This is a genomic window from Chelativorans composti, from assembly GCF_039541695.1.
In the GTDB taxonomy this organism is placed as follows: domain Bacteria; phylum Pseudomonadota; class Alphaproteobacteria; order Rhizobiales; family Rhizobiaceae; genus Chelativorans; species Chelativorans composti.
This window is the reverse complement of the sequence record NZ_BAABGS010000021.1, coordinates 38,000-51,554: the sequence shown is the minus strand read 5'-3', so window position 1 is coordinate 51,554 and position 13,555 is coordinate 38,000. Positions and strand designations below refer to the sequence as shown.

Here is a 13,555-nt window from a genome sequence, read left to right as displayed (position 1 = left end):
CCCGGTCGCATACAGGGATCATCGACCATGCTGCTGATCACTGGGCTTGGAAATCCCGGGCCGCAATATGCGGGGCAGCGGCATAACGTCGGTTTCATGGCGGCGGATGCGATACACCGCCGCCATTCCTTTGGCCCCTGGGCCAGGAAATTCAGCGCACTGGTCGCTGAAGGCCGCATCGGCGGCGAAAAGGTCCTCCTCATCAAGCCGCAGACCTACATGAACCTTTCCGGCCAGGCGGTCGGCGAAGCCATGCGCTTCTACAAGCTGGAGCCGAAGGATCTCATCGTTCTCTACGACGAACTTGACCTCGCCCCGTCCAAGGTGCGCGTAAAGCGCGGCGGCGGCTCGGGCGGTCACAACGGAATCAAGTCCATCGACGCCCATTGCGGCAACGACTACCGGCGCGTGCGGATCGGCATCGGGCATCCGGGCGACAAATCGCGGGTCACCGGTTACGTGCTGGGCGACTTCTCCAAGGCGGACCGCGAGTGGCTGGAACCGCTACTCGAAGCGATTGCCGACAATATCGAGCTCATCTGCAAGGGCGACGACGCGGGCTTCATGAACCGCGTGAGCCTGGCGGTGCAGCCTCCCAGGAACAAGGCCGAAGAGAGCACGGGCGCGGCAGCCGCTGCCGAACCAAAGCCCAAGGGACAGAGCCATATCCGGCAGACGCGTCCGAACAAACCCGCCGTGAAAGTTCCCGAAACGGGGCCGATGGCAGCCATGCTCAAGAAGCTGTTCGGCCCAAAGGACGAATAGCGCAGGCGCGTCATACAGGGCCCGCAGGGGACAGGTCACGGCTGTTGGCTCCGGCGAAGCGATGCCGGCAGATCCGGACTTGACGCGCTCCCTCCCCTACCCCATAGCCAAGGCAACATTCTTGAACGCTACAGGACACGCATAATGGGTTTCAAATGCGGGATCGTCGGACTGCCGAATGTCGGCAAGTCGACCCTTTTCAACGCGCTTACGAAGACGGCCGCAGCGCAGGCTGCGAACTACCCGTTCTGCACCATCGAGCCGAACACCGGTGAAGTCGCCGTGCCGGATCCCCGGCTGAAGAAGATTGCCGAAGCGGCGGGCTCCAAGGAAATCATTCCGACCCGCATCTCCTTCGTGGATATCGCCGGTCTGGTGCGCGGCGCCTCCAAGGGCGAGGGCCTAGGCAACCAGTTCCTCGCCAACATCCGCGAGGTGGACGCCATCGTCCACGTGCTGCGCTGCTTTGAGGATGACGATATCACCCATGTCGAGGGCCGCATCGACCCGGTCGCGGACGCTGAAACGGTGGAAACCGAGCTGATGCTCGCCGACCTGGAAAGCCTCGAACGGCGCATCGTGCCCCTGCGCAAGAAGGCATCCGGCAAGGACAAGGAAGCCATGGCCGTGCTGCCCGTGATGGAAAAGGCTCTCGCGCTGCTGCAGGACGGCAAGCCGGTGCGCCTCTTGCTCAAGGACCTCGACCAAGAGGAGCTGCGCATCCTGCGCTCGCTCAACCTGCTCACGTCGAAGCCGGTGCTCTACGTCTGCAATGTCGCCGAAGGCGATGCCGCCACCGGCAATGAGCATACGAAGGCCGTGGAGGAAATGGCGGCGGCACAGGGCGCTGGCGTCGTCATCATATCGGCGGCCATCGAGGCCGAGATCGCGCAGCTCAGCGACGAGGAAGCAGCCGAATACCTGCAGGCGATGGGTCTCGAGGAGCCGGGCCTCAACCGACTCATCCAGGCCGGCTACCAGCTACTCGACCTGATCACCTTCTTCACCGCGGGTCCGAAGGAGGCACGCGCCTGGACCGTGCGACGGGGCGCCAAGGCTCCGCAGGCAGCCGGCGTGATCCATTCGGACTTCGAGCGCGGCTTCATCCGCGCCCAAACCATCGCCTATGACGATTTCGTTTCACTGGGCGGCGAAACGGCAGCCCGTGAGGCCGGCAAGGCCCGCGACGAAGGCAAGGACTACGTCGTCCAGGACGGCGACGTGATGCTGTTCAAGTTCAACGTCTAAGACGGCGCGGTTCCAGACACGCAATGCGATACAAGAAACCCCGGCTCAGGCCGGGGTTTTCTTTTCCGTTTGCCGAAGTTGTCAGAAGCGGTAGGACACGCCCAGACGGATGTCGTGGGTGTACGACTTCAGCGAATACTCGTCGGTGATGTCTGTCATGAAGTCCTTCTTGCTGAACCGCGTGTACCGATACTCGCCGCGCAGGGACACGTTGTCCGTGAGCGCGTATTCGACGCCGACGCCAACGTTCCACCCGATCAGGGATTTCTTCGCGCTGGCGTAGTGGCTCGCGTTCAGATGCTCGTTGAACTTCATGTGCGCGGAGGTCACCCCGCCGGCCACATAGGGCATGAGACGGTCAACCGCAAAACCCAACCGCGCACGGGCGCTGATGGCCCGGTCGATCTTCGTCTTGGCCCGGAACTCGTCGTCGCCCGGCGCATGGGACGAACCGTGGACATCACCGAACCAGGCATCCGCTTCCACGCCCAGAACCACGCCGTTGTCGAACTGGTGATTGTAGCCAGCGTAGATGCCGCCCAGGAAGCCGCGCAGGCCATGGTTGTAGTTGTAATCGGAACCAGGAGTCTGGAAGTAGGTGTATTCGGCGCGGCCACCGACATCGTAGCCGATCTGGGCACCTGCATAGAAACCGGACCAGTTCAGCGACGACCCGGTTCCCGTGGACATGTCAGCCGCCGGTGCGGCGGTGGAAGCCGACACCAGGGCGACACACGCTACAATACGGGCTATCATAATATCCCGCCTACATAGACTTGCCCGTCATGTATAAAATTTGATCTTTCTCAGTTCCAGATGACAACGAGAGAAAATCACATATGACGCCGGGGTAGCGGTACCGAAAGCCTTCGCAGCCCGCGAACCGGTAGAGGTTGATGGTCGCGCCAGAGGAGACAAGCATGCTCACCGCCTACGTTCCGGACAATGGCTGCCTGCGCGCCGTGAACGACCCAGCAGCCCACAGGGACGAGATTGTCTGGGCTGACCTTCTGGCACCCACCGACGAGGAACGCCACACCGTGGAGGCGTGGCTGGGCATCGAGTTTCCAAGCCGGGAGGAGATGGAAGAAATTGAACTTTCCAGCCGTCTCTACGCTGAAAACGGCGTTCACTACATGACGGCCACCCTGCCCGCCAAGAGTGACGACGACTCTCCCGAGATGGGACCTGTAACCTTCATCCTGGCCGGAAACCGGCTACTCACGCTGCGTTTCCATACCCCCTATGCGTTTGAGACCTTTCCGGAGATCGCCTGCAAGACGCCGATCGGCAGCGACACCGGCCAGTCGGTGCTGATCGGTCTGCTGGAGGTGATCGTCGACCGCATCGCCGACATACTCGAGCGCGCGAGCCGCGACATCCTCGACCTGTCCATCAAGATCTTCCATACGAGGGACAGAAAGGCTTCGACGCGCGACACCAAGTTTCATGCAATCCTGCATCAGCTTGGCAGGAAGGAGCATCTGCTTTCCAACGTTCAGGAAAGCCTGCTGACGCTGCGCCGCCTCTCAGCCTACCTGAGCACCCTGCAACTCTCCGCGCGCGAGGTGGATCTGACCGCCCGGGTGCGCGTGCTTTCGCGGGACATCATGTCCCTCTCGGACCACGCGATCAGCAAGTCGCAGAAAATCAACTTCCTGCTCGACGCGACGCTCGGCATGATCAACATCGAACAGAACGCCATCATCAAGATCTTTTCGGTGGCAGCGGTCGTCTTCCTGCCGCCGACGCTCGTTGCATCCATGTACGGCATGAACTTCGAGCTGATGCCGGAGCTGCACTGGAAGTTCGGCTACCTTTGGGCTATCGGCCTGATGGTTGTCTCCGCGCTGCTGCCGTATCTCTACTTCAAGCGGCGCGGATGGCTTTGATCGCGGCATTGCCTGGAGGTCAGCAGGGGCAGGCACGCCGCGGGAAGGCTTGATGGACCCTGCCGCCTCGGCTTTCGCCGAAGAGGCGGTTCGGCAGACAATCCACTGGAGGGGGACGTGACGCAAACGATACGCGCTTACGAGGACTTCACCGAGGGCATGACGCTGCCCTTCGGCACGGTGAAGGTGACGGCGGAGGACATCGTTCGCTTCGCAAGCCAGTTCGACCCGCAGCCTATGCACCTCGACGAGGAAGCCGGCAGGGCCAGCCTCCTGGGCGGACTCGCGGCATCCGGATGGCATACGTGCAGCATCTTCATGCGGCTCGCCTATGAGGCTTTCCTGAAGCACTCCACATCACAGGGTGGGCCGGGCATTTCCGAACTCAGCTGGAAGCGGCCGGTGCTGGCCGGCGACGAACTGAGCGGCTCTTCCACGGTGCTGTCCAAACGGGTTCTCCGGTCGCGGCCTAATGTCGGCCTCGTCACTTTCCGCCACGTGCTGACCAACCAGCGCGGCGAGACGGTCCTCGAACTGGAAAACCCGATTCTCTTCGCCCTGCGCGAACCGGAGGCAGGAGCAGCCCCATGAGCCAGGCCCTCGACACATACTTCAGGATCGGCGAGCGGATCGAGCTCGGCACACACGAGTTCACGGCCGACGAGATCGTGGAATTTGCCCGCGAGTTCGATCCGCAGGACTTCCATGTCGACGCGGAGAAGGCCGCCCACACCCTTTTCGGCGGGCTCTGCGCCTCGGGCTGGCACACATGTGCTATGTGGATGCGCTACAACTGCGCAGCGCGCGAGCGCACAATACGAATCCCCTGGCATGGCGAAGGATCCGAGCCCGAGTTCGGCCCCTCCCCGGGCTTCAGGAACCTCCGCTGGGTGAAACCCGTTTATGCGGGCGACCGGATAACCTTCTTCCGGACAAATATCGAGTACCGTCCGGTCAGGTCGCGACCGGGATGGATCGTCCTGACGCTCAAGGGCGAGGCGGTGAACCAGAACGGCGACCTTGTGCTGGAGATGGAGAACGCCGTGCTGGTGAGGGCCAGCCTGCCCTAGAGCGATCCAAAGTCTATGCCCGAACGCGACCGCCGGGGAGGAGCCTCACTCGCCCTCGAAGGCGATCAGGGTGCGGACGTCTATGCCCATCGCTTCCAGCTTGGCGCGGCCGCCGAGGTCAGGCAGATCGATCACGAAACAGGCCGCGACGATATCCGCGCCGAGCTGCTTCAGGAGACGGCAGGCGGCTTCGGCCGTACCGCCGGTGGCAATCAGATCGTCGACGAGAATGACCTTCTCGCCGGGTGAAACGGCATCCACGTGCATCTCCATCTCGTCCAGTCCGTATTCCAGACTGTAGGCGACGCGGACGGTCTCATGGGGCAGCTTCCCCTTCTTGCGGATCGGCACGAAGCCCGCATAGAGCTGGTGCGCCATGGCGCCGCCCAGGATGAAGCCCCTCGCCTCGATGCCGGCGATCTTGTCGATGTGGCTGTCGGCATAGGGCGCAACCAGCTCGTCCATCGCGCGGCGAAACGCCTGCGCATTGCCCAGGAGAGTGGTGATGTCCCGGAAGAGGACGCCCGGCTTCGGATAGTCCGGAATCGTGCGAATGGCATCGCGCAAAACCTCTTCAAGCGCCCTCGTCATCATCAAGTCCTCACCCTCTCAAGCGGCTAAGAGCAGCCGGGATCTTCGCCAACTGTTCCAATGGTTGGTCTTTCGCGGTTCCGAACGGAAAGACGACACCACCCTTTCCCGAACCGCCCGTTCCTTGCCGCCTGCACCGAGGCAGAGGCCGACAACAGGCAGAGGCGGCAGCGCCCGCAGTTCCGTCTTCCGTCCAGCTCCACAAATAGACGACACATCCATCAGAGCAAGAAAAAAGGGCGCCATGACAGCGCCCTTCCAAACCTTCGTTCAAAGCCGATCAGTGCTCGATGTTCGACCAGACCTTGCGCTTGGTCAGATACATCAGGCAGCCGAAGAGCATCAGGAAGACCATGACCACGAAGCCGGTGGACTTGCGGGCCTCGAGATGGGGCTCGGCAGCCCACATCAGGAACGCGGAAATGTCACGGGCGTACTGGTCAAGCGTCTCCGGCGAACCGTCGTCATAGGTCACCTGACCGTCGGAAAGGGGCGGAGCCATCGACAGCGAGATGCCGTTGATGAAGTGCGGGTTGTAGTAGGTTCCCGGCGGCACCTGGACACCTTCCGGCGCTTCCTCGTAGCCCGTCAGCAGGCTGTAGATGTAGTCCACGCCACCTTCGTTGTACTGGGTGAAGATGTCGAAGATGAAGGTCGGGAAACCACGCTCCACCGCGCGGGCCTTCGCGATCAGCGAGAGATCCGGCGGAACCGCGCCGTTGTTGGCGGCAGCGGCCTGATTCGCGTTCTCGAACGGAGACGGGAAGTAATCCGACGGGGTGCCCGGACGGGTGAACATGTCACCGTCCTCGTTCGGGCCGTCCTGGATCTCGTACTCCGCCGCGAGGGTGCGGATCTGGGCTTCATCATAGCCGAGGTCGGCGAGGTTGCGGAACGCCACGCGGCTCAGCGAGTGGCAGGACGAACAGACCTCGCGGTAGATCTTCAGGCCGCGCTGCAGCTGGGCCTTGTCGTACTTGCCGAAGGGGCCGGCAAAGCTCCAGCTCTGCTCGACCGGCTTCTCATGCGGGAACTCGGCGGCAGCAGCAGTACCGGCCAGCGACAGACCGATGCCAAGCGCGGCCAAGGTGCGGATAAACGTGTTCATCGACTTAATCCCTTTGCGCATCGCTTAGCCTTCGTTTGCGGTGGCTGCGGCAGGCGCGGCAGCCTTGTTCTTTTCCAGCACCGCTTCGGTGATGGAGTTCGGCAGGCGGCGCGGCGTCTCGATCAGGCCGAGGACCGGCATGATGATCAGGAAGAAGGCGAAGTAGTACAGCGTCGCAACCTGGGCCATGGCGACATACACGCCTTCAGCCGGACGCGAACCGAGCCAGCCGAGGAACAGGCAGTCCGCGACGAAGATCCAGAAGAACAGCCGGTACCACGGACGGTAGACGGCGGAGCGAACCTTCGACGTGTCGAGCCACGGAACCACAAAGAGAACCGCGATGGCGCCAAACATGGCCAGAACGCCGCCCAGCTTGGAGTCGATCGGTCCAATGTTGAAGGTGATCGCACGCAGGATCGCGTAGAACGGCAGGAAGTACCATTCCGGAACGATGTGCGCCGGCGTCGAAAGCGGGTTGGCCTCGGTGTAGTTGTCCGGGTGACCCAGGTAGTTCGGGATGTAGAAGATGAAGTAGGCGAACACCAGGAGGAACACCACCATCGCGAAGGCGTCCTTGACCGTGGCGTAGGGCGTGAACGGCACCGTGTCCGTCTTGTGCTTCACCTCGACACCCGTCGGGTTGGTCTGGCCCGTCACATGCAGCGCCCAGACGTGCAGGATCACAACGCTGGCGATCATGAAGGGCAGCAGGTAGTGCAGCGAGAAGAAGCGGTTCAGCGTCGGGTTGTCCACCGCGAAGCCGCCGAGCAGCAGCTGCTGGATCCAGTCACCCACGAGCGGGATGGCCGTGAAGAAGCCGGTGATCACGGTCGCGCCCCAGAAACTCATCTGGCCCCACGGCAGCACGTAGCCCATGAAGGCGGTCGCCATCATGAGGAGATAGATCACGCACCCGAGGATCCAGAGCATCTCGCGCGGGGCCTTGTAAGAGCCGTAGTAGAGGCCGCGCATGATGTGGATGTAGACTGCGATGAAGAAGAACGACGCGCCGTTGGCGTGCATGTAGCGGATCAGCCAACCGGAGTTGACGTCGCGCATGATCTTCTCGACGGAGCTGAAGGCGATACCCGTGTTCGCGGCATAGTGCATTGCCAGGACCACGCCGGTAACGATCTGCACCGCCAGCATCAGCGTGAGAATGCCGCCGAACGTATAGGCGTATGTCAGGTTACGCGGAACGGGATAGGCAATGAAGGAATCGTAGACCAGACGCGGCAGGGGAAGACGGGCGTCCATCCAGCGCCCCAGGCCGGTCTTGGGTGTATAGGTCGAGTGTCCACCGCTCATGAAAAATGTGCTCCCTACGCCCTTAACCGATCTGAATCACGGTATCGGAAACAAACGAATAGGTCGGAACGAGAAGGTTTTCCGGCGCAGGCCCCTTACGAATACGGCCAGCCGTATCGTAGTGCGAGCCGTGGCACGGGCAGAACCAGCCGCCAAAGTCGCCGGACTGTCCGATCGGAACGCAACCCAGGTGCGTACAGACACCTAGCATGACCAGCCAGTTCTCCTTGCCCTCGCCTGCAGAACGGTTCAGGTCGTCGGCGGGAGCGTCCGGAGCCAGATTCTGGTTACGAGCGATCGGATCCTTGAGTTCCGCCAGGGGAACACTGCGAGCCTCTTCGATCTCCTGCTCGGTCCGGTTGCGGATGAACACCGGGCGGCCACGCCACTTGACGGTCAGCGACATGCCAGGCTCGACGGAGGACACGTCCACCTGGATCGAAGCAAGGGCACGTGTCGATGCGTCGGGCTGCATCTGGTCAATGAAAGGCCAGATAGCGCCAGCGAGACCTACTGCACCGGCAGTACCGGTGGCGACGTAGAGAAAATCGCGGCGAGTATGTTGGGATTCGGTAGCGCTCACGAGACCTCGATCCTTTCACCTCAGGCTGAAACCGAAGGACAGTTTATATCATTTTATCCTCGCGATGGATGGACTCCACCACTTAGATCAAGCCTTCCCCCGGCAATTTGCGTTGGTTTCTATGCTCGACATAAGCGCTTGTCCAGTCGCACCCGTTTTTTTGGGCAGATTGTCGCGGGGAAAATGGTTGGTAAAATAAACACCTGACGCCCCAAGACAATGCAGCGAGCCCCAAGGACGAACGCGCGACTCACGCGAGTCGCTTACCCGGCCGCTGAGTCGATCACAAAGCACCGGGATGCCGGCGCCGATCTGGGCCCTTCCCTGCCGCGTGACACGGGTCCGGGGTCGAGACGACGGAACACGGCGCTCAGCTCTGGCCAAGCCGGGCCAGAACCTCACGCGGGATCCGCAGGGACCGGATGACCTCATCGTGGTTGCGCATCCCGGCCAGCTCACGCTGCACGAAATAGGCATAAACCGCATCGACGGCCTTCTTGCACAGGGCAAGCCGCTCGGCTTCATCCCCCTCGAAGGCAAGCAAAGCCGCCACCCATTTCTCCGCCCGGCGACCGGCATGGCCCAGGGCAGCGGCAATCTCGCCGGCAATCTCTTGGTCCAGGGCGGAAAGGCCGGTGTGCTGGCGGGAGCCTTGTCCGGGCAGTCGGAACATGGGGCATTTCTCCCGTTCAGTGCGGGTACAAGTCTTGCGGCTTCTGCGTCTCAGAAGTCCACGCGCCGGGGCCGTCGGACATGGACAGAATAAGCTGGACAGTCGCGAGAGGAAAGCCTGGCAACCTTACGGCGCCAGGCTTCGGTTCCAGTTTCGCCGCCGCTCACGGCCACTTCACGACAGGCGGCATGCTCGACAGGATGGAATTGACGTTGCCGCCCGTCCTCAAGCCGAAGGTCGTGCCGCGGTCATACAGAAGGTTGAACTCCACGTAGCGGCCGCGGCGGATGAGCTGCTCTTCCCGGTCTTCTTCCGTGAAAGGCGTGGTGAAGTTGCGGCGCACGAGCTTCGGATAGATGTCGAGGAAGGCGCGGCCAACATCCTGCGTGAAGGCGAAGTCGGCATCCCAGCCGCCCTTTTCTTCCGGCGAGTGCAGCCAGTCGTAGAAGATGCCGCCGATCCCGCGCGGTTCCTTGCGGTGCGGCAGGTAGAAATAGTCGTCGCACCACTTCTTGAACTTCGCGTAATCCGCTACCCCGCTGTTCTTCTCGCAGGCGTCGCGCATGGCCTGGTGGAAGTCGACCGAGTCCGGATCCTCCTGGGTGCGGCGGCGGTTCAGCATCGGCGTGAGATCGGCGCCGCCACCGAACCACTGGCGGCTGGTGACCACCATGCGGGTGTTCATGTGAACGGTCGGCACGTTCGGATTGTAGGTGTGGGCGATGAGCGAAATGCCGGATGCCCAGAAGCGCGGGTCGGCTTCGGCTCCCGGAATGTTGCGGCGGAACTCGGGCGAGAACTCGCCATAGACCGTCGAGACGTGGACCCCCACCTTCTCGAACACGCGGCCATGCATGATGGACATGACACCGCCACCGCCGCGCCCCTCGTCACGCTGCCAGGGCGTGCGCTCGAAACGGCCCGGGGCGAGATCCGAGAGCGGGCCGGTCAGCTCGTCCTCGAGCCGCTCGAACTCCGCGCAGATCCTGTCGCGCAGCTCCTCGAACCATTGCCGGGCAATCTCCTTCTTCTGCTCGATGCCTTCGGGCAGGCCAACGAGGATCTCGTGCGGTTCCATGGAACTCCTTCCTGCAAGCGGGGCCAGCCGGGCCCCGCGGCACATTTTGACTCGCAATTTCTATTTTTGATCCGTAATCTCATTGCAAGACGGGTCAAGGAGTTCTTTCGTGCGTATGCCCGCCAAACCGCCGCTCGAGGGGTTGAAGAAGAGCCTCGACAAGAAGCGAGCGCAGCCGGCCGGACGGCTGCCGCGGGACGGATTCATCCGCGAAACCTTCTCCCTTCCGCGGGAACAGGCCCGGGCCAAGGCGCGGGAATGGCTGGAACGCTGGCCCAAGCAGGCCTACTGGACCGAAGTCGAAAGATGGGCCGAACGCCCCGGCGGCCAGATCGAGTTCACGATGAGAAGACTGCCGAACGCCGATTGAGGCGACTGAAGATTAGCCAAACCTTCCCCTGTCGTGCGGCTTCGAGTAGTCGGCTTCCGGTCCAAGGGGGATGATGCCGGTCGGATTGATGGTCTTGTGGCTGCCATAGTAGTGGGCCTTGATGTGCTGCATATTCACCGTCCCGGCCACGCCCGGCACCTGAAACAGATCCCGCAGGTAATTGGAAAGATTGGGGTAATCGGCGATGCGGCGGATGTTGCACTTGAAATGTCCGACGTAGACGGGATCGAAGCGCACGAGGGTGGTGAAGAGCCGCCAGTCCGCCTCGGTCAGGCGGTTGCCGACCAGGTAGCGCTGGCGTGACAGGCGCTTTTCCAGCTCGTCCAGCGTGGCGAAAAGCTGGGTGACAGCTTCCTCATAGGCCTCCTGGGTGGTGGCAAAACCGGCACGGTAGACGCCGTTGTTGACGTTGTCGTAGACCACCGTATTGATGGCGTCGATCTCGGCCCGCAGTTCCTTCGGGTAGAAGTCGACAGACGCGTCGCCCCACTCGTCGAAGGCCTCGTTCAGCATGCGGATGATCTCGGAGGACTCATTGTTGACAATGGTCTCCGTCTTCCTGTCCCAGAGGACCGGAACGGTCACGCGGCCGGAGTAATGCGGGTCAGCGCGGGTATAGATCTGGTAGAGATAATCGGACCCATAGAGGTGGTCGCCGGTCGCGCCGTCTTCCTGCAGGAAAGTCCAGCCGTTCGCCCCCATGTAGTGGTGGACGACCGACACGGTGACGACATCCTCCAGCTTCTTTAGCTTGCGGAAGATCAGCGTGCGGTGCGCCCAAGGGCAGGCCCAGGAGACATAAAGGTGATAGCGGCCGGGCTCCGCCTTGAACCCACGGGTGCGCCCCTCGGCGGGTTCGCCACCTGGAGTCACGAAGTCGCGGAATTGTGACTGCGAGCGTACGAAACGCCCTCCCGTACTGGAAGTATCGTACCACTCATCATGCCAGACGCCATCCACGAGAAGGCCCATCGTTTTTCTCCCTGTCTTTGACCTTGATGTACGGGCTTGCGCCGGAAGGACAAGGGCCGCCGCGATGAACGCTGCGTCAACAGATCGAAAGAAGCATATGGACGAGCAATGAATTTGATGATACCGGAGCGCAATTCGGGGAGAAAACTCAGGTGACGCACTATCCGATTGAGCGACGACGATAAGGCTGGACCCGCTGAACCGCGGGCGTTTCCGCACGCCTCAAGTCAATCCACGCTCATCGGATACACCGCATGTCCATCTCCGACGTCACCTTCATGCAGGAAACTCCGGCGCATGACGCCGAAATCGAGGCCATCAATGCCGAAGCCTTCGGCCCCGGCCGGTTCGTGAAATCCTCCTACAAGATCCGCGAGGGCGGGCCGCACGACCGTTCGATGTCCTTCGTCGTGGTGAAGGATGGGCACGTCATAGCCTCGGTCCGCATGACTCCGATTGCCGCCGGCAAGGGACGTGCAATGCTCCTCGGTCCGTTGGCGGTCAAGCCCGAGTTCAAGAACCAGGGCCTCGGCAAGGCGCTGGTGCGGATGGCGCTGGAGGCGGCGCAGAAGGCGGGCGTGGGCGTGACCATGCTTGTAGGCGACGCGCCCTATTACGAGCCGCTCGGCTTCCGCCGCATTCCCTATGGCCAGGTCGTCATGCCGCGGCCAACCGACCCCAACCGGATGCTGGCCGTGGAACACATCCCGGGGGCGCTTTCCGAGCTCAAGGGCTCAGTCATCCATGCGCGGCTGGCGTCAACGCCCCAGACGACGTAACGCGCGGAAAACATGACAGAACATACTGATAAATCTGCATAATCTGTCACATCTATTACAGATGGAAACTGGCAACAGCCTATAAGGGACACAGCTATCACTGTTCAGGCGTTGCCAATGACTGCCTTCATCTCATTTCAGACCCGGCTTGGAGGGCAGCTGGACTTGACCGCAAGGGAGGTCGAAGCGCTCGCGGCACGCGCTGCCCGGGGCAAGCCCGGCGCTTCACGGATCGAAGAGATCTGGGACCGGATCATGGACTGGTTCCTCGGGACACATCTCGCGGAGGCAAAGCGCCACCTGGCCCGACTCTACGCCCCCAAGGCCCCGGACGATGAACGCTTCATGAGCTTCCGGGAGCTGCAGCGGCTTGCCGGCGGGGCCTTCCAAGACCGTTTCTCGATCGTCCCACAGGCATTCGGTTTCGCGCTGGAGATCAACTTCGGAGGCGGTCTGCCCGCCTATCACCAGCAGATCACGGTTTGCAGCCAAGAGTACCTGGCCACGACCTGGAACAGGCTGGTTGGTGACGTGCTCGATCCAGGCAGGGCGCGGGAGGACAGACAGCGCCTTTTTCCGTCAGCATGAAGCGCAGCTCATGCGGGATCTTCCCCGGACGACCTATTCGATCGACGGCGACCGGCTCGATTTCGCCGCGCCGGAGGGCGGAAAGCCCAACGATCCGCAGCTCATGCTGCAGATCTTCCGGGGAGTGCTTCTTTCCGGAGGCACGGTGACGGAACGGCAGCACACCGCTGTGGAAGTCCTTGCCTCGCAGGGCGTGTTCGCCGACGTCGCCGCTTCCGCCATGAAGCACAATGGCGGCAAGTTCGATGCAACGGAAGCAGCAAACATGATGGTCGGCCCCGAGATCGAACTGCGCCTCGACATCACGCGATCCGGCGACGACATCATCCTTCACGGAAAGAATGTGAAGGGCGACATCAGCCTGCCGGACGGCGATGTCCTCAAGACATCTCCCATGATGCTGAGCAAGGTCACCGAGTTCACCCTTGCGATCGCGCCGGACGGTCGCGTGAATGTGCTATCCGCAAGCTTCTGCGGCCCCGCCGAAGCGTAGCTTCGATACCGGA

General features: G+C 62.1%; 17 protein-coding genes. 9 read left to right on the top strand and 8 right to left on the bottom strand.

Translation table 11 applies throughout. The annotated features are described in order from the left end of the window. Positions 1-27 precede the first annotated feature (27 nt). Positions 28-765 (top strand): aminoacyl-tRNA hydrolase, encoded by a 738-nt coding sequence (gene pth / locus ABD906_RS08710; protein ID WP_345099122.1) that lies wholly within the window; start codon positions 28-30, stop codon positions 763-765. A 144-nt stretch (positions 766-909) separates the two neighbouring features. Further along, positions 910-2,013: a redox-regulated ATPase YchF gene (gene ychF / locus ABD906_RS08705; protein ID WP_345099121.1), complete on the top strand. Its 1,104-nt coding sequence runs from the start codon at positions 910-912 to the stop codon at positions 2,011-2,013. Positions 2,014-2,094: 81 nt separating this feature from the next. On the opposite strand, the gene ABD906_RS08700 is transcribed toward ychF, so the two are convergent. Then, the gene (locus ABD906_RS08700; RefSeq protein WP_345099120.1) at positions 2,095-2,769 is read right to left on the bottom strand and encodes an outer membrane protein; all 675 of its coding nucleotides are present in this window, start codon (positions 2,767-2,769) and stop codon (positions 2,095-2,097) included. Positions 2,770-2,933: 164 nt separating this feature from the next. On the opposite strand from ABD906_RS08700, the gene ABD906_RS08695 reads away from it, so the two are divergent. The 3 genes from ABD906_RS08695 to ABD906_RS08685 all read left to right on the top strand — a co-directional run bounded on the left by ABD906_RS08695 (position 2,934) and on the right by ABD906_RS08685 (position 4,975). After that, positions 2,934-3,905 (top strand): magnesium transporter CorA family protein, encoded by a 972-nt coding sequence (locus ABD906_RS08695; RefSeq protein ID WP_345099119.1) that lies wholly within the window; start codon positions 2,934-2,936, stop codon positions 3,903-3,905. Positions 3,906-4,022: 117 nt separating this feature from the next. Further along, positions 4,023-4,496 (top strand): MaoC family dehydratase, encoded by a 474-nt coding sequence (locus ABD906_RS08690; RefSeq protein WP_345099118.1) that lies wholly within the window; start codon positions 4,023-4,025, stop codon positions 4,494-4,496. After that, complete coding sequence (locus ABD906_RS08685) at positions 4,493-4,975, top strand: MaoC family dehydratase (protein WP_345099117.1); 483 nt, start codon at positions 4,493-4,495, stop codon at positions 4,973-4,975. The genes ABD906_RS08690 and ABD906_RS08685 overlap by 4 nt, the downstream gene beginning before the upstream one ends. A 45-nt stretch (positions 4,976-5,020) precedes the next feature. On the opposite strand, the gene ABD906_RS08680 is transcribed toward ABD906_RS08685, so the two are convergent. From ABD906_RS08680 to hemF, 6 genes are all read right to left on the bottom strand, one after another. Further along, positions 5,021-5,566, bottom strand: coding sequence for an adenine phosphoribosyltransferase (locus tag ABD906_RS08680; RefSeq protein WP_345099238.1), 546 nt, complete (start codon positions 5,564-5,566; stop codon positions 5,021-5,023). 280 nt (positions 5,567-5,846) lie between these two features. Further along, the gene (locus ABD906_RS08675) at positions 5,847-6,674 is read right to left on the bottom strand and encodes a cytochrome c1 (protein WP_345099116.1); all 828 of its coding nucleotides are present in this window, start codon (positions 6,672-6,674) and stop codon (positions 5,847-5,849) included. A 24-nt stretch (positions 6,675-6,698) separates the two neighbouring features. Continuing rightward, positions 6,699-7,985, bottom strand: a complete 1,287-nt coding sequence (locus ABD906_RS08670; protein WP_345099115.1) for a cytochrome b — start codon at positions 7,983-7,985, stop codon at positions 6,699-6,701. Between the two features lie 22 nt (positions 7,986-8,007). After that, a complete protein-coding gene (gene petA / locus ABD906_RS08665; protein ID WP_345099114.1) occupies positions 8,008-8,568 on the bottom strand; it encodes a ubiquinol-cytochrome c reductase iron-sulfur subunit in 561 nt (186 codons plus the stop codon). A 370-nt stretch (positions 8,569-8,938) separates the two neighbouring features. Continuing rightward, positions 8,939-9,241: a DUF6665 family protein gene (locus tag ABD906_RS08660; protein WP_345099113.1), complete on the bottom strand. Its 303-nt coding sequence runs from the start codon at positions 9,239-9,241 to the stop codon at positions 8,939-8,941. 163 nt (positions 9,242-9,404) lie between these two features. Then, positions 9,405-10,319, bottom strand: a complete 915-nt coding sequence (hemF, locus tag ABD906_RS08655; RefSeq protein WP_345099112.1) for an oxygen-dependent coproporphyrinogen oxidase — start codon at positions 10,317-10,319, stop codon at positions 9,405-9,407. Positions 10,320-10,428: 109 nt separating this feature from the next. Between hemF and ABD906_RS08650 the strand changes: the two genes are divergently transcribed. Next, complete coding sequence (locus tag ABD906_RS08650) at positions 10,429-10,689, top strand: hypothetical protein (RefSeq protein WP_345099111.1); 261 nt, start codon at positions 10,429-10,431, stop codon at positions 10,687-10,689. A gap of 12 nt (positions 10,690-10,701) precedes the next feature. Here the strand turns inward: ABD906_RS08650 and ABD906_RS08645 are convergent, their stop codons facing one another. Further along, positions 10,702-11,682, bottom strand: a complete 981-nt coding sequence (locus ABD906_RS08645) for a glutathione S-transferase family protein (RefSeq protein WP_345099110.1) — start codon at positions 11,680-11,682, stop codon at positions 10,702-10,704. Between the two features lie 254 nt (positions 11,683-11,936). Here ABD906_RS08645 and ABD906_RS08640 point away from each other — a divergent pair, with 254 nt between their 5' ends. The 3 genes from ABD906_RS08640 to ABD906_RS08630 all read left to right on the top strand — a co-directional run bounded on the left by ABD906_RS08640 (position 11,937) and on the right by ABD906_RS08630 (position 13,542). Beyond that, entirely contained in the window at positions 11,937-12,461 is a 525-nt protein-coding gene (locus ABD906_RS08640; protein ID WP_345099109.1) for a GNAT family N-acetyltransferase, read from the top strand. A gap of 165 nt (positions 12,462-12,626) precedes the next feature. After that, positions 12,627-13,049 carry a hypothetical protein gene (locus ABD906_RS08635; protein WP_345099108.1) on the top strand — a complete coding sequence of 141 codons (423 nt, stop codon included), beginning with the start codon at positions 12,627-12,629 and terminating at the stop codon, positions 13,047-13,049. 10 nt (positions 13,050-13,059) lie between these two features. Next, a complete protein-coding gene (locus ABD906_RS08630; RefSeq protein ID WP_345099107.1) occupies positions 13,060-13,542 on the top strand; it encodes a hypothetical protein in 483 nt (160 codons plus the stop codon). Positions 13,543-13,555 lie beyond the last annotated feature (13 nt).